This window comes from Bacteroidota bacterium, assembly GCA_016195025.1.
In the GTDB taxonomy this organism is placed as follows: domain Bacteria; phylum Bacteroidota; class Bacteroidia; order Palsa-948; family Palsa-948; genus Palsa-948.
In genome coordinates, this window is record JACQAL010000015.1 from 1 (window position 1) to 24,457 (window position 24,457).

At 37.6% G+C, this 24,457-nt stretch carries 20 protein-coding genes; 1 reads left to right on the top strand and 19 read right to left on the bottom strand.

Annotated elements, in window-relative coordinates:
• From HY063_02130 to HY063_02175, 10 genes are all read right to left on the bottom strand, one after another.
• The coding region (locus HY063_02130; GenBank protein MBI3500565.1) for a sulfotransferase at nucleotides 1-426 on the bottom strand (426 nt) is incomplete at its 3' end.
• 8 nt (nucleotides 427-434) lie between these two features.
• Entirely contained in the window at nucleotides 435-1,379 is a 945-nt protein-coding gene (locus HY063_02135; protein MBI3500566.1) for a hypothetical protein, read from the bottom strand.
• Between the two features lie 22 nt (nucleotides 1,380-1,401).
• Complete coding sequence (locus HY063_02140; protein MBI3500567.1) at nucleotides 1,402-2,043, bottom strand: glycosyltransferase family 2 protein; 642 nt, start codon at nucleotides 2,041-2,043, stop codon at nucleotides 1,402-1,404.
• A gap of 11 nt (nucleotides 2,044-2,054) precedes the next feature.
• On the bottom strand, nucleotides 2,055-3,224 hold the full coding sequence (locus tag HY063_02145) for a glycosyltransferase family 4 protein (GenBank protein ID MBI3500568.1): 1,170 nt from the start codon (nucleotides 3,222-3,224) through the stop codon (nucleotides 2,055-2,057).
• A gap of 15 nt (nucleotides 3,225-3,239) precedes the next feature.
• Nucleotides 3,240-3,986 (bottom strand): class I SAM-dependent methyltransferase, encoded by a 747-nt coding sequence (locus HY063_02150; protein ID MBI3500569.1) that lies wholly within the window; start codon nucleotides 3,984-3,986, stop codon nucleotides 3,240-3,242.
• A gap of 137 nt (nucleotides 3,987-4,123) precedes the next feature.
• On the bottom strand, nucleotides 4,124-4,990 hold the full coding sequence (locus HY063_02155) for an NAD(P)-dependent oxidoreductase (GenBank protein MBI3500570.1): 867 nt from the start codon (nucleotides 4,988-4,990) through the stop codon (nucleotides 4,124-4,126).
• Between the two features lies 1 nt (nucleotide 4,991).
• Nucleotides 4,992-6,314 (bottom strand): glycosyltransferase, encoded by a 1,323-nt coding sequence (locus HY063_02160; GenBank protein ID MBI3500571.1) that lies wholly within the window; start codon nucleotides 6,312-6,314, stop codon nucleotides 4,992-4,994.
• A 27-nt stretch (nucleotides 6,315-6,341) separates the two neighbouring features.
• Nucleotides 6,342-7,553, bottom strand: coding sequence for an ATP-grasp domain-containing protein (locus HY063_02165; GenBank protein MBI3500572.1), 1,212 nt, complete (start codon nucleotides 7,551-7,553; stop codon nucleotides 6,342-6,344).
• A complete protein-coding gene (locus HY063_02170) occupies nucleotides 7,546-8,226 on the bottom strand; it encodes a class I SAM-dependent methyltransferase (GenBank protein ID MBI3500573.1) in 681 nt (226 codons plus the stop codon). The genes HY063_02165 and HY063_02170 overlap by 8 nt, the downstream gene beginning before the upstream one ends.
• Nucleotides 8,195-10,468: a fused MFS/spermidine synthase gene (locus tag HY063_02175; GenBank protein ID MBI3500574.1), complete on the bottom strand. Its 2,274-nt coding sequence runs from the start codon at nucleotides 10,466-10,468 to the stop codon at nucleotides 8,195-8,197. Before HY063_02175 ends, HY063_02170 begins: the two co-directional genes overlap by 32 nt.
• Before the next feature lie 542 nt (nucleotides 10,469-11,010).
• Here HY063_02175 and HY063_02180 point away from each other — a divergent pair.
• Nucleotides 11,011-11,394, top strand: coding sequence for an AbrB/MazE/SpoVT family DNA-binding domain-containing protein (locus tag HY063_02180; GenBank protein MBI3500575.1), 384 nt, complete (start codon nucleotides 11,011-11,013; stop codon nucleotides 11,392-11,394).
• Between the two features lie 320 nt (nucleotides 11,395-11,714).
• Here the strand turns inward: HY063_02180 and asnB are convergent, their stop codons facing one another.
• From asnB to HY063_02225, 9 genes are all read right to left on the bottom strand, one after another.
• Entirely contained in the window at nucleotides 11,715-13,607 is a 1,893-nt protein-coding gene (gene asnB, locus HY063_02185) for an asparagine synthase (glutamine-hydrolyzing) (protein ID MBI3500576.1), read from the bottom strand.
• Nucleotides 13,608-13,768: 161 nt separating this feature from the next.
• Entirely contained in the window at nucleotides 13,769-15,142 is a 1,374-nt protein-coding gene (locus tag HY063_02190) for a hypothetical protein (protein MBI3500577.1), read from the bottom strand.
• Nucleotides 15,143-15,160: 18 nt separating this feature from the next.
• Complete coding sequence (locus HY063_02195; protein MBI3500578.1) at nucleotides 15,161-16,585, bottom strand: T9SS type A sorting domain-containing protein; 1,425 nt, start codon at nucleotides 16,583-16,585, stop codon at nucleotides 15,161-15,163.
• Nucleotides 16,586-16,750: 165 nt separating this feature from the next.
• Nucleotides 16,751-18,130: a T9SS type A sorting domain-containing protein gene (locus HY063_02200; GenBank protein MBI3500579.1), complete on the bottom strand. Its 1,380-nt coding sequence runs from the start codon at nucleotides 18,128-18,130 to the stop codon at nucleotides 16,751-16,753.
• Between the two features lie 265 nt (nucleotides 18,131-18,395).
• Nucleotides 18,396-19,454, bottom strand: a complete 1,059-nt coding sequence (locus HY063_02205) for an acyltransferase (protein MBI3500580.1) — start codon at nucleotides 19,452-19,454, stop codon at nucleotides 18,396-18,398.
• A 30-nt stretch (nucleotides 19,455-19,484) separates the two neighbouring features.
• The gene (locus tag HY063_02210; GenBank protein MBI3500581.1) at nucleotides 19,485-20,624 is read right to left on the bottom strand and encodes a DegT/DnrJ/EryC1/StrS family aminotransferase; all 1,140 of its coding nucleotides are present in this window, start codon (nucleotides 20,622-20,624) and stop codon (nucleotides 19,485-19,487) included.
• Between the two features lie 3 nt (nucleotides 20,625-20,627).
• Nucleotides 20,628-21,617, bottom strand: a complete 990-nt coding sequence (locus HY063_02215; GenBank protein ID MBI3500582.1) for an SDR family NAD(P)-dependent oxidoreductase — start codon at nucleotides 21,615-21,617, stop codon at nucleotides 20,628-20,630.
• A 3-nt stretch (nucleotides 21,618-21,620) separates the two neighbouring features.
• A complete protein-coding gene (locus HY063_02220; GenBank protein MBI3500583.1) occupies nucleotides 21,621-22,925 on the bottom strand; it encodes an ABC transporter ATP-binding protein in 1,305 nt (434 codons plus the stop codon).
• A gap of 3 nt (nucleotides 22,926-22,928) precedes the next feature.
• On the bottom strand, nucleotides 22,929-23,780 hold the full coding sequence (locus HY063_02225) for an ABC transporter permease (GenBank protein MBI3500584.1): 852 nt from the start codon (nucleotides 23,778-23,780) through the stop codon (nucleotides 22,929-22,931).
• Between the last annotated feature and the right edge of the window lie 677 nt (nucleotides 23,781-24,457).

The window sequence follows — 24,457 nt, forward strand, 5'->3', positions numbered from 1 at the left end:
TCTTTGCATAATCTGATAATGGGAAGCAAGAACATCTCTGCCATCACGGTAGATATTTATAAAGTAGGCATCTGGAAATATTTCCATTAATGAATGGGCGACAAGAATATTTTTGGGAACTTTTTCAGATACATAATCAAATTTTTCAAACTTTTGCCTATTAAAAAATGAGTGGTAGAATTTTCTAAAGTTTTCGCTAAGTTCATCATTGGAAGAAATAAAAAACTCCGCTTCGGATTCTTTCCATCCGTTTTTCATCCGTTCATAAAGGTGAAAAATATCATGAGTAAAATTAAATTCATTGCCGCTGAACTGGTATCCTCCGCCTATCCTGGAATGAGAGGTAAGAATTCTTTGAAGTAATGTCGTACCGGACCTGCTGCTTCCTCCGACAAAAATAAAACGAGGTAATTTACTTTTTTCCACTTCTGATTTTAAAGAGAAATAGTATAATATGTTTTCACTTCCACCCTATTTGTAAAACCTTTTTTGAATTTTGAAATATTATTCTTTTTCTCATCATCAAATTTATCAACAATATCCATATTCATTTTTTTCAGACCGATTTGTTTGCCATACGATATGGAATGATAGATGGGATAATGCGCAATGGAAATATTTTCTGCCATAAGTGACCTGTCATTTACCGCAACAGAATAAAATGCTTCTTCGGTACCATGCAAAAAAAGATTTGCCGATACTAAGTTATCCGAATAAAAGGCGGTCGTTAAATATGCGCCCCCTTGTTTTATCATTTCATATTGCAATTCCCATGTAACATCGTTCCGGGTTTGTCTTCCGGAAGTATGTAGGTGAAAATTTTTAAACTCATCAAAAAGCTTTTTATCCGCATTGTCCTTATTCATAATATTTACCTTTAAATTACGTTCCCCCCAATTGATGAGTGATTTATAACTTTTCCGAATGTTGGATTTTATTATTTCCAGCGGCAACGCAAGATCGATAATTCCGTAATGCTCGTTTGAAACAGAAACAATATTATTGAAATAATTGGAAATAAGATACTCATCATAATAGCATCTAAGATTAAAAATCTTTCCCTGATTCTTCAGTGCATCTATTTTATTAAAAAAAAAATTAAAAACCTGATCGATTATTTCCGGTTTGTCTTTCAGGAAATGAACTGTAAACGGAAAATGGAAATAAGAGAGAGTGTTTGAATCAGAAAAGCAAATTGCAATTAATACCGGCTCGTGGTTATTATAAATTACAATACTGAGATTTTTATGACGATTATTATAGTATTCGTTGTAATATTTTTGAGAAAGAGGCAGCCAAAAATATTGCGATGAAATTTTTTTCCATAAACGCGATTCATAAAAAATTTTTATATCATCTTCGCTGATTTCAGAGAACATTTTCAAATACACATTGCCCATATTATTTTTTATGTTTTTGTTTGAGCAACTTTAAATAAGTGCGCATCGTCTTTTTATTATTAGTCAGATTGCCGTTATGCTTTCTATACCTGTAGAGAGGAAGAATAATATTATAGATTTTATATTTCTGAAGAAATCTTTTTCGCAAGTCCTCTTCTTCGCGCGCCCTGAAATTTTTATCATAGAGCCCTATATCAAAAAGTCGCTCCTTTCGGAACATTATCCCACAGGCAATCGGTTTTTTTTCTGCTGAAATAAGTTCCTGATGATTTTCTTTTTCATCTACAAGAAAGTAATCAACAGATACCGCATCAAGGTTATTGTTTTCTATAAGGAATAAAGATTGCATTCTGAGCAATTCATTGTGCATGTAATCATCGGCATCGAGAAAAACTACAAATTGTCCCCTCGCCTTTTTAATTCCGGTGTTACGGGCTTCTGCTAAACCAACATTTTTTTCTAAATGAATCAATCGGATTTCACTGTCATAATTTTTAAGAATCTCTTTGGTAGCGTCCGTGCTTGCATCGTTTACAATAATGATTTCAAATTTTTTTCTCTCAAGCGTTTGATTCAATACGCTACGAATAGCGCGCTCAATATATTTATCGTAATTGTACGCAGTAATAATTACAGATATCATTTTGAAAAAAATTAGTTTTTAAATATTTTCTCCCAGAAGTCATCTATTTCTTTAATAAAATTATTTGCTGTGTGCACTTCATAGCAAATTCTTACGCTTTCTTTTTGCATTCTTTCATGCAATGCGGGATGTTTAAGATAATTTATTAAGCAGTCAGCTATTCCCTTTGCGCTATCTTCTTTTGCCAGGAATCCATTACTATTTTCTTTAACATAATAGTATGTCTGTCCAACATTTCTTGCAATAATTGCATTACCGCTTGCCATGGCTTCGTTCATTGAAAGCGAAGTGAAGTTTTCATACTCCTGAGTGGAAACAAAACATTTTGATTCATTAAAGATGGCGGCCATATCGGTTACGTTGTTTCTTAATTCGGCCCAATCTGCAAGATGATAATCTTTTATTTTTTGCTTTACGATTTCCTCCTGTTCTCCCTGACCGCAAATTAACACTTTCCACCCTTCCAAAAAGGATTTATCCAATAAATTAATTGCCTCGATAAACATTAAAGGATTTTTTTGGGCGGTTAACCATGCTGCGAACACAATTATGTTTTTTTTTTCATTTGCCGGAAAAAAATTTTCTGAATTACAAAAACAATATTTAACGGGATATATAAAAGGATTCGATCGTATGATTTTATTCTTTTCGACATATTCTTTAAATAAATCATACCATGAATATATTCCATCAATTTTAATATTTTGAAACAGTGGGTCAAATTTCTGGTGAAAAATTTTAAATGCTTTACTGCCTGTATTGTTATACTCATATGGAAAAGTGCAGTGGATAAAATTAATTACAATTTTCGGACGAATGTTTTTGGGAAGTTTCTGGATAAATATCAATTTGTCATAAAAGGTCTCATGGTAATACTGGCAAATATGAATGAGGTCCAGGCGGTATACGATTATAATATATAACAGGTGAATGTTTTCAAGTATTTTTTTAAACCGGTTGTTTATGTTAAGAAGTTTTAAAATCCTTTTTCTGATTTTCTGATAATCGGATTTAAGAGTAATATCATTATAAGAGTTTTTATCAGTAAAGAAGAAAAGATTATGCTTTGGAGAGCCGTTATAATAGCGGTAGAAAAAATCAATAAAGAAACGCTGCGCTCCGCCACCTCCGGATAAGTTGGAAATGCCTATATGAAATAAAGCTATATTATACTTTTTCATCAGCAAACAATGCTCTTATTTTCTTCCACGCAAAGTTATGCCATAACGGTCAATATGCTCATGCACAATTTTTAATCCGGATGACCGAAACCAATCCCGGACTTCAGGCAAGGTATGGCGGGAACAATTCTGAGGATGATACCAATCATAATTGATAACCGCATTATCATGAAAAGAAATACCCTCATTCCAAAAACATTTCATATAAAAATGATAAAAAAAACGATGGATGTCATATTCTCCTTCTTCTATGTCCAGAATCTCCACAGCGGGAATTTTAACTTTTGTTTTTAAACCCGAAAGGGTTTTCCCCAATTGAGTGATTTGCTCGCACGCTTTCATTGCCTCCTCATAGGAAAGCCGGGAAATTTTTTGCCTTACATAATCATCGACAAATTCCCTTACGGGAGCTTTTTGCTTATAGACATAAATGGCAATTTCTCCATTGGATTCCAACAAGCAAGACAAATTCTCAAATGCTTTTTTGGGATTTTCCGTATGATGCAACACTTCCTGACAATAAATGAAATCAAATTTTCCAAGAGAGGATAAATCAGCCAGCAAATCAAAGGATTTGATCCAAATATTTTTATATCCGCTTAAGTTGCTTTGAGCGACCCCGGCAGAAACAAGGTCGATACCGCCCACTTCTGTTTCTGTCGAATGGGAATGTTCGCGGAGCAATGCTGTAACGCGCCCGTTACCGCAACCGGCATCTAAAATTCTTTTTTTATCGGAAAGAAAATCTTTTAATCCTTCCAAGGAATTCCATCCGTTTCGGTCCAAAATCCATTGTTGTATTTCAGAGCCCTTGTGAAGAGTTGGTGCAAACGCCAACTGTGTATTATTTTTCCATTTGTCATCAAAACTTTGCCTTGTATTATTATCCATCCTAGATACTAAATTAATGCTGTTATTCCTTCGCTGAAATTTACTTTAGGGACAGAAAGCAATTTACACATTTTGCCAATATCGCCAATGAGGTTTTTTGATTCAATGTTTTTTATTTCGAACAATGGCTTCTTCTGCAATTTTCCGCCAATAGTTTCTGCAATTTGTTTAATAGATAGTATTTCGGGGCCTGCAATATTGATTTTATGGCTGCCATTTAAGGCCATTGTTTTAATTACTGCTGAGGCTGCATCCTCTACATGAACCGGATTTATTTTAATACCTTCTTTGCCCTGCAAAATAATTGGTTTCTCTTGCTTAACAGAGTCAACGAGACGAGGAATCAGCATGGAACATTTTTGATTTTTTCCATACACAAAAAAGAAACGCAATGTTATTACATCAAAAAAAGAATTATAGTTTTCAGCAATTATTTCTGAGCATAATTTTGTGCTAAGATAAAATCCAATATCATTATTTGAAACTACAGGGGTATCTTCATTAAAACCGGATTCATTGTTCCCATAAATTCCTCCTGAAGAAGCATAAATAAATTTTTTTGCGTCAGAATACTTTGCATAGTTTAGCAATTTAAGAGTGCTAAGTGTGTTTACTCTGAAAATTTCTTCTGATTTCTCCGGAAACTCTCTGAAATGCTCAGATTGCGCGAGATGAATAATGGCATCTATTTTTTCAGGAAGAAAATTTACATTCCAATCTTCCGATAAATCGCAAAAAATAGTTTTCACTTTTTTTGAAAATTCATTTTGCAATTTACGGTTATGATTCAATATAAAAATTTCATTCCCTTCTGTAATTTTATTTACAAGAGAACTCCCGATTAATCCGCTTGCACCTGTAATGAGTATTTTCAATTTACTTGTTTAGATTTTGAAATAATTCAGACGGAATTTTATTTTCTACCAATGGATGTTCAACCTTGGGGCTTTGGCTATTATAAGAATTTGGATTTAGAGGATGAAACATATTCATTAAATCAATTTCCGTTTTCCCAAACCAGATTTTATCATAAATCTTTCCAAACATATACTGCGCTGTTTTTTCGGAATGATATTTCTCCACGTATTTTCTTCCTGCCATTCCCAGTTCTTTTCTGAGTTGCGGATTACGAATCAGGATTTTTAAATTCTCTTTAATGTTTTCGGGAGTTGAGGATAAAACAGGGCTTTCATTAAGATATGAAAATCTCCTGTAGACGCGTGTATAAGGCTCATATTCCAGGTTCGATATGACGGGCAGCCCCAACGCCATTCCTTCAACAGCGCTCATTGCATAACCGACCAGCAGCTGTTCTGCAAGTATGTCCGCTTCGTAGGATAAAATTCTTCTCACATCTTCATTCTGGAATTTTTCAATTAATATGAACCGGACTTTTAATCCTTCTTTCCTCAATTCTTCTACTGCATTTACAATAAATTCAGAACCTTTAATTGTTTTATGATTCGGAGAATGGACTACCACAACTTCTTCATTAACCCCATCTTTTAAATTATATTCTTTCTTGATTTCCCATTGCTGCGTATCTATGGATAAATTACAGAAAGGCAAAACATCCCACCGTGATTTTCCTTCCAGAATATTGCTGGCAATGAAAGCATCGCACTCCTTTCCCCAGTACTCTACAGATTTTGATATAAGTGCTTCATTTACTGATTGTTTAGGATAATGAGTCAGTAAGCCATGGAGATAAGAAAAATTTGAAATCATGGAATACTGCAAAAAATCACCGCCATAAGGAATAACAACTATTTTCCCTCCAAACTTCTTAATCCATCTTCCCTCATTAAACCGAAAAGGCGTTTCATTTAAGATTATTCCGTCACATGAAATGTGAAATATGTCAAAATGCTTGAGAAGAAAATCAAAAACAAAATAATGCCTGAATGTATATTTGAAAAAAGTCGGCATAACCCAGTAGTTGTCCTTAAGAATATCCTCCACATACAAATCAAAATCATTTTTTTGATTTATACTGCCATAATATTGCTTCATTACGGTTTGAGCTTTGTATCCTGCTTTTTTCAGAGCATTCGCCCAATATTTATTATTAATCAATGGCTCCATTCCAAAAAAAATTCTTGGCTCGCAGCCCTGTTTTGATTTACGATAGGAAAAAGCAATCACATTCCAATAAACCGAAAAAAAATAATAAATAATTCTGCCAAAAAAAACAGTCATACTATTGTTATTTATTTATTATACCATTTAGAATTCAACTATAAATTCAACCTTCGGTGCCATGTAATTGATTAAATCGTCAACTTCTTTTTTGTCTTTTCCCTTCACTAAAATATATCCCGGACGTTCCATATCATTTTTGAAATCCGGAGTCAGCATTTGCCCTTCCCTGACAAGTAATTCACACGCAATCACTGACGGATTTTTTTTTACATCCTCGATTCCTTTTACTTCTTTAAGAATACCCAAAGGGGAACTCCAAAAATACCATCCTAATTGATACGTTTGGGTGTGTCTTTCAAGCAGGGGAGGTTTTCCCGAAAGGATTCTTGCAAGTTCCAAAGGATAATCATATCCGGTGGAGATATAACCGATAGGGAAAAAATTCAAACCTCCGCCAGGCCTTCCTCCAACTTCCAGCAAATAAACATTGTTATCTGAAATGATAATTTCAAAATGCGCACTTCCGAAATTTAATCCCAGCACCTTACATGCCTTGTCAACTATTCTGGTAATTTCTTCTTTATGCCGATGTCCTGTCTCTCCCGGAAAGTATAATTTCTGAACTATTGTGTAACTGTTTTCATAATTTTTTTTATCAGAAATTGAAATGATGGTAGTATTTCCATCATGTATTAATACTTCAACAGTATGTTCAGTACCTTCAATATATTCTTCAAGCAAAAATTCATCTGCCAAATAGAATTTCAGGGATTCCTTCAACTTATTTCGCAGTTCTTCAAGAGAACGTATAAAATAAACTCCACGGGATGCCCCACCGGCAAAGGAAGGTTTTAATATGCAGGGGAAAAATTCCCAATCAATTTTTTTTCCGCTCATAACGTTTTTTGCATTGAAACTTTTTGAATAGGCGGTTTTTAAGCCGGCATCTATCCATAATTTTTTCATGCGCGATTTCTGCAAAACATTTTCAGCCGCTTCGGCAGAAAAACCCGGCAGTTTAAATTCTTTGCTGGCAGCAGAAGCAGAGCGCACTGCAAAATCATTCAGCGCCATAACGGCATCGAGTTTATATTTCTTCAGCGAATTAATAACCTCGGATGGATTGTACAAGTCAGCAACGATTGTTTCAGATGCGATGGCATAGGAATCAGCGCAAGGTTTTTTATCCAGAACAATGACCTTATACCCTGATTCGCGTAAATGTTTTACCGCAGGCATCGCCATTGTATTGCCACCCAACACAGCAATGAACGAACTCATAACCCGATCAATCAATGACTTTAAGTTGATTGTATAATTTCATTTCAGATTGAAACACATTTGATTTGGTATTTACCGCGTCATTTTTATATAAGTAAAGAGTAAATTCATACGGCATATAATCATGACGCAGCACAAATCTTTTTGTGAGTTCAGAAGTAATTTTCAGAATTCTATCGAACTGCGGATGAAAATTAACATCCGATTCAAAATCAACCAGCGGACTGCAAAAGTTCGCGCTAACTCCTTTCCGGCATAATGCAAACATCTTCTGAAGCATCTGCCGGATATGCTCATGGGAATCTATTTCTTCCGTTTTACTCGTAAGTGCTCCGGACGAAAAAACCCAATCGTGCACTTCGTTAAATTTTCCGGAAGTGATGTCGGTTAATCTGAAATTAATTTTTGGATAGCGCTTGTTTGCTTCATTAATTAATCCGGGAACTATATCAATGCCGGTGTATTTTCCTTTCCATCCATTCTGCTGGAGATGTCTCCACAAATCTCCGTATCCGCATCCAATATCAAGCACGCTGTCATTTTTTTCAAAGCCCGTTACTTGTTTGAGATAATGAAACCGGAACCGCTGCCTTCCCCTCAACCATCCCAAAGATTTTTGAACAGGCCCGAATTGTTTTAATCTGCTTTCGTATCGGTTAATTATTTTCTTTTTGTCCTTTTCCTTCATGAATACATTTCTGAATTTTATATTCCTTGCCGAGATAATATTCATTCACGGGTTTCCAATCGGTGTTGCACGGATAATTACAGAATTGAATACTCATACTGAAATAATCTCCGATATAAGAATTTTGTTCTAAAATATTTTTCACCTGCCAGTTGTTAAATGTAGTCAAATACCTGCTTGCCGCTTCCTCATTAACTGAAAATGGTTTCAATGCTCCCAGTAAAAAAAATTTATAGCATCTGATTTCAGGCAAAGCAAGATGGAGGGTTTTAGTTTTTACGGGATCATATTGTCCGCCAACCATCACAATTCCATCGGAAGATAAATGTGTTTTTACAATCCCGAAAAATTCTTTGGAGTTAATATTGTTGCTGTATGCCACCTGTGAACGTAGCGGGTCCAGCAAAATAATATCGAACTTTTCATTTACACTGTTAAGAAAACGCCTGCCATCCTCAATGACGGTAATAAGTTTCGGATGAAACAAAATATTTTTTATCTCCGGAATTTTTGCGAAATTATCCAACAGCGTTTTATTAATTTCAACAAGAGTTACTTTTTTTGTACTGGGGAATTTCAAAAATGCTTCAGTGATTGAGCCCGCGCCAAAACCTATTATCAAAATATTTTCTGCCTTCTTTGCATACCGGATGCTTTCCAGGCATTCATAATAATAAGTATATCCGGGGCGAAAACCATGACTGCTTCCATTAATAAAATTTCTATACACGGATGTATCATTGTAATAAGTAACGATGACGGATTGTCTTCCCTCTTCCAGCGCGGTCTTATGATTATTGCTTTTGAATTTATGCGGATAATTTGAATGAATAGAAGAATAAAAAGAATAATTATCGGGAAAAGCAAGAAAGTTGAAAATGATGAGAATTGCTGCAAGAATTATTGCAGGTATTTTATTTTGTTTTCTTCTAATTGTTCCCAGCAGGAAAAGCGTGTTCACCGAAGAAAACACCGCAAGCGTTCCCGATGTTTTTATCAGAGGCAAAAGAACAAACCCGGTAAGCATTCCGCCCATTACATTTCCGAGCACATTGAAAAAATAAATATTTCCAACAGTATTTCCTTCGGCATTTATTTTTCTCTTGGTGATTTCATTTATTAAAGGAAAACTTGCACCCATGATGATGGTGGGAATCAAAACAAATAACAAGGGATAGAAAAAGATATCATAGTTGATTACGAACTCCCGTATTCCATGAGATGAATTAAACAAAGGATGCGTGTCATTGTTAAATGACTCATCGGTAATTGCAGAAAAATAATTTGGAAAAGTATTTAATTGATAGAATAAATAAAATGAAACTATTACAAATAACCCGAGCAAAAATTGCAGCATGAAATAAAAATTCTTTTTCTTATGAAAAGAAAATTTTTTAGTTATGTTATTTACAAAATAACTTCCAATCGCAAGACCGAGCAAATAGACAAAAAGCACTGTAGAAAATGCGTAAGCAGAATCTTTTGTAAGAATACTTATGATGCGGAACCAAACAAGTTCATACCCGATTGCAGCAAAACCCGTAATGAAAACAATTAAATATGTTAAATGAATTGGAATAAAGTTTTTGCTCCCATCCGGCAGATTAGCGTTTTCCTGTTCCGAAGAAGAAAATTCGGTTTGAAATTTTTTTCCCGAAAAATATACTATCATGCCGATGAATAAATTCAGCGCTGATGCACAATAAACTGCAGTATCTAAACCAAAAAATGAAATGATAAAAAAAGTTGCGAACAGCGCACCGCTTGCAGCACCCAGCGTATTTACAAAATATAAACGGCTGACACTGCGAAAAAAATCTTTCCGAATGCGATTATATATTTTTACAAGAAGTGGCAGCGTTGCACCCATCAACAAAGTGGGAAGCGAAAGAAAAAGAAATAATAATACTGCTGTAAAAAAATAATTCACTCCGGCAGTTTTCTGTCCTATGAAATCAAGAATGTATGGGCTTGCAACTCCGAACAACCCGATTAAAATTTCTATGCCCAAATAAAGTTTTATTTTTTCTTTGACCTTCTCCGATAATTTTCCTCCCACATATCCGCCAATTCCCATCCCGAACATATAAATGCTCACAATAAGAGTGACTGAATAAAATCCCACTCCATAATACACCGTAAGCAATCGCTGCCAGGCAACCTGATAGATGAGCGCAGCAGCGCCTGAAAGAAAAAATACAAGTAAAATTATTAATAATGAAAATGCAGTTGTTTTTTTCATTCTAATCTGCACCACCATTCAAAATTTATAAACGGCAAGCGGATGTGATTTTTTTTATTGATACCCTTTAATAGTTCTTTTAAAAACCGAATGCCAAAGGTAGTTGAACTTTGAAAATACAGAACCGGTTTGCAAAAAAGTTTTTTATTACTTTACAAACGCTTGTTGCCCGACTCCGGTACACTTCCGGCTTTTATGCACGGCAGGCGACTTATCAACAGCTTATTTCATTTTTTACGTTGCGGAAATTTTTTTCTGAAGCTATTTTTCATAGGAGCAACGTGCGTGCTGAAAAAATATTTGGTGTGTTGAAAATTTATTTTTCATGAATTTCCCTGAAAAGTTTGGCAGGGCTTTTGCAAGGTATGGATAACGAACGGAAGCGACAAAACATCAAAAGAAAAAAAACATGAAGCAACACTACTCAGGGAATAAATAAAACACCGAGTTCCTTATCCTGCTGAAGCGGGATGAAACCTTAGCGGCAACACAGACCGCGAAGATGAGCATAAGCGGGGAATAATTGTAAAACCTATGAAACAATGGAAAAATCCATTTTTCAGGTTACCTTAACGGGCGGCATCATCACCTTTCCTGCTGACTTGCTCAAGCAGACCAACCTCAAAGAAGGCGATGTGCTCGATATTGAAGTGCAAAGCGGAAACCGCTTTACGCTCATACGCGAAGCAGCTCACCGCGACCTGTTCAAACCGGGCGCGCAGGTAACCAGGCAGCAGGTGGAAACGTATCTGAGCAATCACGGATTCCACCCTTCCAGTAACGACCCGGATGTGTGGGAGGCGCCCATCAAGCGCAATACTGCCGAAGCAAAGTCGCTGGGTAAGTTGTACACCGTGTCGGTGAATGTTCCCGACCTGGTGGGCGACCCGCGCAGGTTTGCCGCGTTCATACGCAGGCATCCTTAAGTGAGGTTGGATCGAACATGCCGAAGGGCAGAAGCAAAGGCGCAGCAGCGCCAATGTTTCCTGCCCTTTGGTTTTTTGTTACGGTTGCTGAAAGGAAATCTGTTCTTCCAATCTTCCAATCTTCCATCATTCCTATAACAAGAGATTCCGATAAATAAGGAGGAAGTATGGTAGAAGTAACATAGAAGTAATCTATAAGTATACCACCAGTAACATATAAGTGTATTATAAGTATATCATAAGGTTACAGAATGACACTGCCTAACTGCAAATGCTGAATAAATTTTAAACTATACGACAAAGTTGGCAGGAAAATTAGTTTAATCTCTTATTTTTTCTCCGTTCAAAAATATCCTGCACCACCATTCAAAATTCATGAACGACCATATTAACAGGCGGTGATTTATTTTTTTATTGATATGCTCGTCAACAGTCGCTTTTATAAATTTTTTGTTTATGAACTCGGAGGAAACGGTTTTTTTATTCAGCAGCAGTTCCTTTACATACTGCGCATTTTCTCCCCTGTACCACGATTCATCAGGAGCAGAAAAGCCCTGTTTCTTCCTGTTAATTATTTTTTGGGGCAAGAAATCGAGCATGGCTTTTCGCAATACATTTTTTCCATCATCAAATTCGTGGTATACTGATTTTTTCTTTTCCAGATTTTCATCTATCCGCTCAATTTCTTTTTTCAGATTTCCTAATTTATGTTTTACAGGAATTTTTTGTGCGAAGTTAACCAAATCATTATCTAAAAACGGAAACCGCTCTTCCAATCCGTTTGCCATGGAGAGTTTATCGCCCACCAAAAGAAGTCCCGGTAAAAAAGTTTTTATTTCGAAGAACAATGAATTCTGAATATGCTGCTCAGGTGAATCATATTTTAATTTTTCGTTGAAGAGAAAAACATTTTCAAAGACCTTTCTGGGTTTTGATGCGTTTGAAATTTTTACCGTGCCGGTGAACAATTCATTTTTTCTTTCATCGGGTACAAGCCGCTGCCAGAAATCATAATATAAATTAAAAAATTCTTTTTGATTTACAGAATTAAAAACGCGGTAATACCTCCATGGATAACCGCCATATAATTCATCACCGCCTGTTCCCTGTAAACAAACCTTCACAAATTTAGAAGCAAGCCGGCTGATATAATAATTCGGATACGACATGCCCACGCGCAAATCTTCGAGATGATAAACCACGCGCGGAAGCGACCAACTTAAATCTCCGGCATTGATGATTTGCTCATAATGTTCCGTCTTGAAATAATTCGCCATGAGTTCTGCCGCTTTGCGTTCATCGTAATTTGCTTCCACTCCGGTTACTTCGCTCATGTCGAATCCGCAGGTGAAAGTGGTAAGCCGTTTTACCTGCTGCGATGCAATGGCTGTAATCGAACCCGAATCCATTCCTCCTGATAAATAAGAACCAACCGGAACATCAGAAATCATTTGGCGCGCTACTGCCTGTTTGAACAACCGCTGCGTTTCATTTTTTGCATCTGCAAAACTCATTTTCTCATCCGGTTCAGAAAAATCATAATCCCACCACGAATTATGTTTTACAAAACTGCTCGTTGAATCAACTTTCACCGTGTTGGCTGGTGGAAGCATGATTACACCATCGAACAAAGTGTGATACGCAAAAAGATTCTGAAATGTGAAATATTCATTCAGCGCTTCATAATTTAATTTCATCCTGAACTCAGGATGTGCAACGATTGCTTTTATTTCGGAAGCAAATACGAGCGACTTTCCGTTAAACCAATAATACAGCGGCTTCACGCCAAACCTGTCGCGGGAAAGAATTAACTGTTTTTCTTTTTTGTTCCATGCGGCAACGGCAAACATTCCGTTGAGCCGCTCGAAAAACCCGGTTCCGTACTCGGCTAATCCTTCCACGATAACTTCTGTATCGGTGGTGGAAATAAATTCATGTCCTTTTTTCTGAAGTTCTTTTTTAAGTTCGGGAAAATTATAAATGCATCCGTTGAAAATCAAAATCCATACCCCATTTTTGGAAGACATGGGCTGCGCTCCGCGCGAAGAAATATCAAGTATGGCAAGCCGCCTGTGAGCAAGCGCAATATTGCCTTCCACAAAATGACCTTCTCCATCGGGACCGCGGTGCGCAATTTGTTCAGCCATTTTTTTAATGACTGATTCTGCAACCGGTTCCTGGTTCAAATTAAATATTCCTGCTATGCCGCACACCGTGAGTTCAACATTTAAAATTCAAGGTTTGAAGTTAGGGGAAAAAAGCAAACAGGCATTAGGCAAGATGCAAAATCATTATACTACCGTTGCATTACAATTTTCTTTGAAATAATTCCCGCTGCGGTTTTCTCTTGCAGGAAATAAATTCCTTCTTGCTGTCAATTCACCTGTATAGTATTAAGCCCTCCGGCAATAGTAGTGGTAGTTGAAGATGCGCCTCCTACAGCACCCAGTTTAAAAGTACTTGCCACAAAGCAATTGCTGTCAAGAGTAACTGTAATAGTGCCTTTAATTGTCATTTTATTCCATTTGTTCGTTGTGCCCGGATTTCCAGTCCCATCCATTTTAACTGTATCTAAATGGGTAGTTGTGCTGGCATTAATAAATAATATCACATCATTGGTAGCAGTATCAACTATTCCGGCAGTATATTTTAACGTTCCGGTATTGTAGTTAAACTGGCGATAATATTGGCTGATGCTGCTTGCATTGCCAATAATTGTAAGTGTAGCTGTTGTTGAAATATTTATTTCTAAACTGTTTTGCAAACTTCCGGTAGTAATGCCGGAAAAATCTATACTTCTGCTGTTTGACCCATTCAAAATAAATTTTGTTGTTCCATTTATGACTGTTGTTTGTGCCGATGACCATAAAATTCCTCCCCCGATATTAAAATTACCGCTATTCATTGTAAAAGTGGAGCCGGTTTGGCTTACATTCTTAAAATCACCGTTGCAGGTTAAATCGTTAAGGAGAGTAACTGTTCCTCCTGAACTTGAGAACTGAACATTATTCAAGTTAGTTCCATTCAATTTAAGATTAAACGGAGAAAGAGGATTTAACCTGAAGTCGCCCTGCCATGTAATTGTTCCGGATACATAGGTTAATGTTATACCTGAACTGCCGCTCACACCATAAGTGGCTTGGTTGGCTATAGTAACATTGCCATTCAAATCCGTATCATTGCCTATTGCATGAGCGCCTTGCCATGTTCCGCCTGTAAAAATAATTTTTACTGCCCCGTTAGTAGTATTCCCCATATTTATTCCTCCGTTTGTTCCGGTCAATGTCAGCGTTTCAGCAACACTAGGTGTAAGTGTTGTCGCTCCGCTAATGGTAAGCAAACCGGATAAGGTCAGGTTTCCGTTTAATGTTTTTGTACCGGTAAGGTTAAATTTCATCGGCATGTTCCACACAAACCCGTTTGATTTGATAGTGGAAGCGCCCGAAACAATCAGCCCTATTGTGCTGCTGCCTGTGGCAACCATGCTTGCTCCAAAAGTAACATTGCCGTTCACTGTTAAAGTTCCGGTTAATGTAATTGTGTTTGTATAATTTGTAAAGTCAATTGTTGCGCAAGTGCCATTGGCAGTGCTAACAGTGCATTGAGTAGTTGAATTCACATCAAATACTGCATTGTCAGTAGATAATGGCACTGCACCGTCACCGGTGCCGCCAGATACTGTGCTCCAGTTACCTGCGGTATTCCAGTCATGAGAGTTTGTGTTATCTGTCCAATAATAAGTTGCCATGTAAATTTAGTTTGTTGGTTAATGTTGAATGATGATTTTTGCCGTATATATTTTTTCTATTGTATTTACCTGTAAAAAATAAATTCCATTCGCTTGGTTGGAAATATCAATGGTGAGATTCCTCACTGCGTTCGGAATGACACTTCGTGTCACTTTTTCGCCCATTATATTATAGATGTTTAAACCGAAAATTGTAGACCGCAAACCAGAAACCGTAAATACTCCGTTTGTTGGATTCGGATACAGTAAAATATTTTCCTGCTCTGCAATTTCATTTACTCCCGCTGTATTCGTGCATACTCCTCCAATCACCTGCACGGGTGATGGTTTGCATCCACAGCCGGTGGTGCTAAATGTTCCGTCTCCTAAACCACCCTCTACATTATACCCCCATGCCCAAAGTGTGCTGTCTTTTTTCATGGCCAAGGAATGATATAAATCACCTGCCGCAATAGCAATAATACTGTTTAAAGAACCAGATTGAACAGGGTTCCATCTGTTCGTAGTGGTGCCATCGCCAAGCTGTCCTTCCGTATTATCTCCGCACGCCCAAACCGTGCTGTCCTTTTTTAGAAAAAGAGAATAATCATAACTACCGGCAGCAATGGCGGAAATACCAGTGTTTACCTGTATAGGAACAGAACTGTTGGTATTTGTACCATTGCCAAATGCTCCTGAAAGGTTATTCCCCCATGCCCAAACCGTGCCGTCATTTTTTAATGCAATGGAATAAACTGTACCCGCGGCAATGGCAGTAATTCCGGTGAGAGAACTTACCAGCACAGGAGTCCATTTGTCTATGGTAGTTCCATCACCTAATTGTCCATTATTATTGAGCCCCCAAGCCCAAACTGTTCCGTCATTTTTAACCGCAAGGGAATATGCGTTACCTGTCGCAATTGCAATAATGCCGGTGAGCCCTTTCACTTGCACGGGAGAAGATTTATTAATGGTTGTGCTGTCGCCTAACTGACCAAAAGTATTAAGCCCCCATGACCAAACCGTTCCGTCATTCTTCAAAGCATGAGAATGATGATTGGCAGCATCAATAGCAATAATACCCGAAAGCCCGCTTACCTGAACAACGCCTTTGCATTGGCAGGCATTGGTATTGGTTGTTCCATCACCCAACTGACCTACCTGATTTCTGCCCCACGCCCATACGGTTCCGTCATTTTTTAGTGCGAGCGAATGACACGCCCCTGCAGCCACCGAAATAATTCCTGAAAGAGAATTTATTTGCATGGGAACTGCCGTATTGGGAAGTGTGCTGTCACCTAATTGGCCATTGTAATTAGCTCCCCAAACCCTTACAATACCATCAGAACAAACAGCTAACGAATGGAGGCCTCCACCTGCTATAACTTTATTCTGCGCAAAAGAAAAAGTATGCAGTAAAAAATTTGCAAGAGCAAAAAGAAGAAGGGAGCGGAGAGAGAACATCTGGTAAAGTTATAAATATTTGTTTGCTATGTATTAAATGAACTGCCGTCAAATATTACGTCATCGGTTGATGTTGGAACGGCTCCACCGCTCCAGTTGCCAGCCGTATTCCAATCGGAACCAGGTCCAATAAAAGTTGTTGCCATGTGAATTTAGTTTAATTGGTTAATGTTGAATGATGATTTTTGCCGTATATATTTTTTCTATTGTATTTATCTGTAAAAAATAAATTCTTTGCGGCTGGTTTGATAAATTTATGGTGAGTGAAGTCGAACTGTCAATGGTTAGATGATTAGATGGTTCAATGGTTGAATACACTTTCTCTCCCAGCACATTTACAATTTCAACAGAAGAAATTTGTGCAGAAGATTTAATTGTAAAGTTTTCATTTGCCGGATTGGGATAAACAGCAATATTGTTCTCCTCTTCAATTTCATTTACTGCTGCCGTGTTCGGACAAACTCCGCCAATCACCTGCACGGGTGTTGGCATACAGCCGCATCCTGTCGGGTAAAATATTCCATTTCCTAATTGGCCATATTGGCCGTATCCCCATGCCCAAAGCGTGCTGTCGCTTTTCATGGCAAGGCAATGATAATGAGTACTTGCGGCAATGGCAATAACATTAGTAAGAGAATTCACTTTTACCGGAGTCCATCTGTCTGTTGTTGTACCGTCTCCAAGTTCGCCTTCAGTATTTTCCCCGCAGCTCCAAACCGTACTGTCTTTTTTTATGAAAAGCGAAAAAGTATTTCCGCCTGAAATAGCAAGAATCCCTGAGTTTACCTGTATAGGAACAAAACTATTGGTATTGGTGCCGTTCCCGAATTGCCCGGTAGCGTTAGCGCCCCAAACCCAAACCGTGCTGTCATTTTTCAAGGCAAGAGAATGATTTGCTCCGGCATCAATAGCCATAATACTTGTGAGAGAGTCAACTTTAACAGGAGTCCATCTGTCTATGGTAGTTCCATCACCTAATTGTCCATTATCATTTCTTCCCCAAGCCCAAACTGTTCCGTCATTTTTAAGTGCAAGGGAATGGGAAGCGCCTGCTTCAATTGCAATAATTCCGGTGAGCACTTTCACCTGCACAGGAGAAGATTTATTTACAGTGGTGCTGTCGCCCAATTCCCCGAATAAATTATATCCCCACGCCCAAACCGTTCCGTCATTTTTAAGCGCAAGAGCATGTCCTGAAGCATCAATGGCAATAACGCCCGAAAGCCCGATTACCTGTACGGGCGGCTTACACTTGCATCCAGTGGTACTGGTGGTTCCATCGCCCAATTCACCCCCATAATTTCTTCCCCAAGCCCAAACCGTACCGTCATTTTTTAATGCAAACGAAAAACTACCCCCTGCAGCCACTGAAATAATTCCTGAAAGAGAATTTATTTGCATGGGTACAGCCGTATCGGGAAGCGTGCTGTCTCCTAATTGACCGGAGAGATTCCATCCACAAATTTTTACAATACCATCTTTGCAAACCGCTAAGGAATGTCCAACGCCACCTGCAAACGTCTGCGCAAAAGAAAAAGATGGCAAGAAAAAATTTGCAAGAGCAAAAAGAAGAAGGGAGCGGAGTGGTAGTGGGTTCATTAGTAAGCTACAATAAAGGTAAATTTTTTTTCGGTTGCTCTTGCCACTACATCATCAGCGTCATAAAGTTTTGCGTATTGGGCATTCGCAATTCCGCAAAGGACAGTTAAGGTGATAAGTAATTTTATTTTCATTTAATCATAAAAGTACATAAAAATAAACTTGTTAGTTATCAGCCTTAGTTAATAGTTATTAAGTTTATGGGTTGAATTTACAAAACTCTTGCCTGTCTTTTCTTTTCAATTTTCTTTGCAATAACTTCATTTAACAAAACAGAAAATAATATTGAACTTACAATAAGTATTAATCCGTATCCTGCATCAATTTTAGGAATTTTTAATACGATTAAACAATTAAGTAAAAGTATATGACATAAATAAACAGGATACGATAGTTCTCCAATTGCTAAATCTATTTTAAAATATTTAGTGTGATAAAAAATAAATGGTATGGCAAGAAAAATCATACAGTAATAAAAAATTTCTTTTTGAGAAAAAGAAATTGAACCATAAAGTATTGTAAAACTTATTACCAATAATAAAATTAAATTCAAATATGCTTTCTTGATTTTAATCGAATTATATTTTTTATAAATACGATAGGAAATATTTCCTAATAAGAAAAAAAACAATTCTGACGGGAAAAAACGATATGACCAGGGGTCATTATCTAATCCGATTTTATTCAGATAAAAACGCAATAAAAGACTCAGCATTACTAAAATGAAAATGAAGATTAATTTTAATCTCACAAGGAACGGGGCTAATAAATAAAATAATAACTCCACCCCAATAGTCCACGCTTGCGGAACCAGTAAAAATTTATATAAATGCGGATCTGTTAAATGATAGTTAGCAGTAAAAAATAATTGTCCGCTGTTTTTATCTACTCCTAAAAACATTACCGCATCCTGAAAAAAAAGAGCAATATTTGTAAACAAAACAAAAAATATTCCGCCAAAATTCATTTTTGGAAAATCATTGATATACAAATCAGTTGTATCGTTATGAACAAGCAGAATAAATAAAAATGATAAAAGAAGAATGCACCAGTAGATTGGAAATAATCTCAGAAATCTGTTCGTGATAAACAAATAAAATGAATTGTTCTTACCTGTATATTTTTCATTTAGAATTAATGACATGTAAAAACCGGAAATGATGTAAAATGCTTTTACTGCTATTAATCCTCCCACCATTGTAATGCCAAAAATAGGATTTGAATGTGCTATTACAACAGAGATTGCTAATATTATTCGAAGTATTCCCATTGCAATATAGAAATGAAATTTAAGAGCAATTCATTTGAAAGATTTAATTGCCTTCACCACATAAATAAAATCTTCTTCTGTCATTTTATTATGCAGGGGAATTGACATAGAAAATTTATCAGCAAGGTATGCCGAAGGAAAATCTTTTTGCTTGAGGTTAAATTTCTTTGCGTAAAATTCAAGCAGGTGTACCGCGTGAGTTCCCGGGCGCGTGCTGATTCCTTTTTGCTGGAGTTCTTCCATGATTTCATTTCGCTTCATGGGAGATTTTTTTTCGTCAATAAGCAAAACATAACTCTGCCATCCATGCCTGTATCCCTTCGGCACAACAGGAGTTTTCAGCCATTTAATATTTTTCAGTTCGCTGGAATAATAATTTGCCCATTTGTTGCGCTCATCAATATAGTCATCTAATTTTTTTATCTGCACAGCGCCCACTGCTCCCTGCAAATCAGTCATGCGGTAATTGAAGCCGAGCATTTTAAATTCGGGAAGAATGTATGGCTTGCTGCCGTGATGCCGCTGTTCTTCCGAAATGGAAGCACCATGATTGCGCAGTGAATTAATTTTTTCTGCGAGCGCATCATCGTTGGTGGTGAGCATTCCACCTTCGCCCGTGGTAATTGATTTTCTCGGGTGAAAAGAAAAACATCCGAGCGTTCCCAAACTTCCGGCAGGTTTTCCTTTATATTCTGCGCCTGCAGCGCAAGCAGCGTCTTCAATTATTAAAAGATGTGGAGCAATTTTTTTTATTTCATCTATATCCGCGCACAATCCGAACAGATGAACAGGAATAATGGCTTTTGTTCTGCGGGAAATTTTCTTCTTAATTTTTTTTACATCCATGTTGAAAGTGGATAAATCAATATCACAGAAAACAGGAGTGGCATTGCAATACAAAACCGCGTTGGCAGTTGCCACCCAGGTGAACGAGGGAAGTATTACTTCATCGCCTTTTTTAATTCCGGCAGCAAGAAGCGCAAGATGCAAAGCCGTGGTGCAATTGGAAACCGCGAGCGCGTGTTTAACCTGATGCCGCCCGGCAAAAAGTTTTTCAAACTCTTTTACTTTTGGTCCCTGCGTAACCCATCCGCTGAAAACCGGTTCGCGCAGCGCATTCCATTCTTCTTCGCCAAGAGAGGGCTGAGCAATTTGGATTATTCGCTTCATAACTTAAACCGCAACCGGTTTATTCATAGTTGCATCGCGCCATTCAATCAACCGTGTTAAGCCCTGCACGAGATTATATTTATGTTTGAAGCCAAGTTCTTTTTCGGCTTTCTCCGTAGAGCCGATTCTGTTTTTCACCAGCGCGCGCGCATCGTCTGCGCTGTAAGGTTTGTAATTCACTTTCAGGTTTGATTTTCTCAGAGCAAGAATTGTATCGCATAATTTTTTTACGGTTGTTTGCACACCGGTCCCCACATTGTAATATCCAAATTTCACATCGCTCTTCAGCGCATCTACATTGCAGTGCGCCACATCTTCCACATAAATGAAATCGTATGCCTGCGAGCCATCGCCATTTATAGTTGGCGGTTCATTCGCATCAATTTTATTCAGCATGATGGGAACAACTCCGCTGTAAACTGCATGTTGGTCTTGCCCGGGGCCATATACATTCATGTAGCGCAAACCGATTACAGGCAGGCCGTACCTGTCATTAAAAGCAGTGCACATGGCCTCGCCTGCAATTTTAGTTGCTCCATAAAAATTTTTATTGTTGAACGGATGTTCTTCGGTCATGGGAACTTCCACCGCATCGCCATATACCGAAGCGGAAGAGGAATAAATTAATTTCTTCACATTATTTTTCACGCATGTTTCCAGTACATTAAAAGTTCCGCCAATATTTACATCAAATGCTGTGCGCGGATAATCTTTGCAGTGCAGAAGCCACATGGCAGCAAGATGAATTACATAATCCACTCCCTTCATGGCATCGTTCAGAATATCCGTATCACGGATGTCGCCTCCGAGCGAAAAAATTTTGCATCGTGAATCGTTCAGGGAATTTTTGATGTTCTCCATTTTTCCGCGCGCGAAGTTGTCGTAGATGATAACTTCTTTCGCGCCCTCTTTTAAAAGTTCAGCCACAATAAATCCACCTATGAAGCCCGCGCCTCCGATGACGAGAACTCTGCTGTCTTTAATGTTATTCATTGATTATACTTTTTGAATTTGCCATTCTGATAGGGGTTCAATGTAGCCATGAACAGTTGCCCAGGGATATTCGAAATCGCCCGCTTTGGTTTCTTTCAGCACTTCAAAGGGGTAAAAATACTCAATCACATCCACCGAACTTCCGGTATGAAAATAAAAAACACTGAACCTCAAGGCGTATGAATCCGGCATAAGATTCGTATTTAATAGCAATTCAATTTTATGCAGCCCCTTCTCAAATGAATTTCGTTTATACTGTTCATTATCCGAAACAGCGGATGCGATTGTCTCCCCGAACTTTGAAACCACTCCCACCAACACATTTGCGTCCTCGATTTTTTTATGCACTTCGAATTCCAAATTTATTTTCAGTTTTTCTCTGAAAAAAAATCTATTGGCAATTTCTCCGGCTTCATTGAGGATAAATGCTTTCCTGAATTTCCCGTCCCCGGAATTATGTTTGCTCAGTTTTTCGGGTATATTTTTTTCAATTCCATTCTTCTCACTATACAATTCAAAACTGGATTGCAGATATTTAGTAATGGCATCTTCGGAAGTTCCCGAAAATTCAATCGTTCCGTTCTTCAGAAAAATTCCTTTGTTGCAAAGCGCACGTAGCGAAGGCATATTGTGGCTCACAAATAAAACCGTTCTTCCCTGCAGCGAAACATCTTTCATTTTTCCCAAACATTTTTTCTGAAATTCCGCATCGCCTACAGCAAGCACTTCGTCCACAATTAAAATTTCGGGTTCAAGATGAGCGGCAACTGCAAACGCAAGCCGAACATACATGCCGGAAGAATACCGTTTCACAGGCGTGTCAATATATTTTTCCACTCCTGAAAAATCCACAATCTCGTCAAACTGTTTCCGGATTTCATTTTTTGTCATTCCTAGAATGGCTCCGTTGAGAAAAATATTTTCCCTGCCGGTAAGTTCGGGATGAAATCCGGTTCCCACTTCAAGCAAACTTGCGATTCTGCCTTTGATTTTCACTTCTCCCAATGTGGGAGAGGTTACGCGGGAAAGAATTTTCAGAATGGTGGATTTTCCCGCACCGTTTTTTCCGATGATGCCCAGCACATCTCCCTGCCTTACTTCAAAGTTCACATTGCGAAGCGCCCACACATATTCGCTGCCTCCATTGAGAGAAATTTTATTTTCAAATCCTATTTTTAAATAGGGGTCTTCTTTTCCGCGTATGCCGGCCCACCAGCGATTTAAATCGTGCGAAAGAGTTCCTGTTCCGATTTTTCCAAGCCGGTACTGCTTACTCAGGTTTTCAACTTTAATGACTGTGTCGCTCATTTTTTAAACAGTATCCATAAAACTTTTTTCAACTTTATTGAAAATAAAAATTCCAATCAGCAAAACTATCAACATAAATCCCGCGCTGTAAGAAAGATTCGCCCAATTGAATTCTCCGGTTCCAAGAAAAGCAAACTTGAAAGTTTCAATGATGGCTGTCATCGGATTTGCAAGAAAAAGTAATTTCATTTTTCCGGAAATGAAAGAAAGCGGATACACAACGGGGGTTAAATACATGAGCAGCTGGGTTCCGAAAACTACGAGTTGCTGTAAGTCACGATATTTGGTGGTAAGCGATGAAATAATAATTCCCAGCCCTAAGCCAAGCCCCGCCATTATTAAAAGTAAAAACGGAGTAAGCAGCATATAAATGTTCGGATGAATTTGCGCTCCTTTGGAAAAATAAAAAAATAAAAATCCAATGAATAATAAAAACTGCACAAGAAATTTCGCAAGATTGGAAATAATAATTGAAAGCGGCACTACTAATCTTGGAAAATAAACTTTGCCGAAAATTCCTGCATTGGCAACGAATGTGTTTGAAGTTTTTGTAAAACAATCGGCAAAATAATTCCAGCCCACAATGCCACACATGTAAAATAAAACCTGCGGCAATCCATCGGTAGGAATTTTTGCTATTCTGCCAAAAATAATTGTGAATACAATGGTGGAAATTACGGGCTGAATCAAAAACCAGAGAGGACCTAAAACTGTTTGCTTATACTGCGAAATGAAATCGCGCCACACAAACATTCCGATTAAATCGCGCGATTTCCAAAGAGAATGAAAATCCAAATCCCACCAAACCGATTTCGGTTTAAGAACCAATGACCATCTTTCAGCATTTTTCTCCATAGTAAAAACACAAAGATAATACTATGGCGAAATAAAAAGACACATTCTGAAATAAAGTTGAAAAACAACATTTGATGGTTTGCAATCAATTATTACTACCTGCCAATGTGTTTTAGCAACTTCGCAATCAACTGTGAATAGTTCCGAATCAACTGCGCAAAACTTAGAATCTATTGTTAACACTTGGGAAGCAACTGCATGAAACTTGCAATCAACTGCGTGAACCTTGCAATCAACTACGCGAACCTTGCAATCAACTACTCGAACCCTGCAATCAACTGCGCAAACCTCAAAATTTATTGCGCGAACTTCTCACAGCGTTATAGAAAGTTTTATAATGGATTCTGAAGATTAAAAGCAATTGTGCAATCTTCCGAATCAACCGTACCGGTTTTGCAAATAACCTTATCAAGTTCGAAAGCAATTATGTCAACTGCAAAATTTCCACAAAAAAATATTGGAACAGGACTTACGCAGTTCTCGCCACTAAAACACAAAAACACAAAATTTCACTAAACTTTAGTGTGTATTCTTTTGTGATTTTGTGATTTCGTGGCATTGCTTTTACTTTTGCGTAAGTCCTATGGAAAATTTGTTTATTTCTTTTGAATCATTTTTGTAACTTTTATTAATTAAATGCGTTCAGAATAGAAAATTGCTATCTTTATCATATTAAA

What these genes read in the sequence shown, in the direction of transcription:
- HY063_02135 (MBI3500566.1), bottom strand. Translation starts at nt 1,379, where the DNA reads ATGTTCTCTGAAATCAGCGAAGATGATATAAAAATTTTTTATGAATCG.
- HY063_02140 (MBI3500567.1), bottom strand. Translation starts at nt 2,043, where the DNA reads ATGATATCTGTAATTATTACTGCGTACAATTACGATAAATATATTGAG.
- HY063_02145 (MBI3500568.1), bottom strand. Translation starts at nt 3,224, where the DNA reads ATGAAAAAGTATAATATAGCTTTATTTCATATAGGCATTTCCAACTTA.
- HY063_02160 (MBI3500571.1), bottom strand. Translation starts at nt 6,314, where the DNA reads ATGACTGTTTTTTTTGGCAGAATTATTTATTATTTTTTTTCGGTTTAT.
- HY063_02170 (MBI3500573.1), bottom strand. Translation starts at nt 8,226, where the DNA reads ATGAAGGAAAAGGACAAAAAGAAAATAATTAACCGATACGAAAGCAGA.
- HY063_02175 (MBI3500574.1), bottom strand. Translation starts at nt 10,468, where the DNA reads ATGAAAAAAACAACTGCATTTTCATTATTAATAATTTTACTTGTATTT.
- HY063_02180 (MBI3500575.1), top strand. Translation starts at nt 11,011, where the DNA reads ATGGAAAAATCCATTTTTCAGGTTACCTTAACGGGCGGCATCATCACC.
- HY063_02190 (MBI3500577.1), bottom strand. Translation starts at nt 15,142, where the DNA reads ATGGCAACTTATTATTGGACAGATAACACAAACTCTCATGACTGGAAT.
- HY063_02195 (MBI3500578.1), bottom strand. Translation starts at nt 16,585, where the DNA reads ATGTTCTCTCTCCGCTCCCTTCTTCTTTTTGCTCTTGCAAATTTTTTA.
- HY063_02205 (MBI3500580.1), bottom strand. Translation starts at nt 19,454, where the DNA reads ATGGGAATACTTCGAATAATATTAGCAATCTCTGTTGTAATAGCACAT.
- HY063_02210 (MBI3500581.1), bottom strand. Translation starts at nt 20,624, where the DNA reads ATGAAGCGAATAATCCAAATTGCTCAGCCCTCTCTTGGCGAAGAAGAA.
- HY063_02215 (MBI3500582.1), bottom strand. Translation starts at nt 21,617, where the DNA reads ATGAATAACATTAAAGACAGCAGAGTTCTCGTCATCGGAGGCGCGGGC.
- HY063_02220 (MBI3500583.1), bottom strand. Translation starts at nt 22,925, where the DNA reads ATGAGCGACACAGTCATTAAAGTTGAAAACCTGAGTAAGCAGTACCGG.
- HY063_02225 (MBI3500584.1), bottom strand. Translation starts at nt 23,780, where the DNA reads ATGGAGAAAAATGCTGAAAGATGGTCATTGGTTCTTAAACCGAAATCG.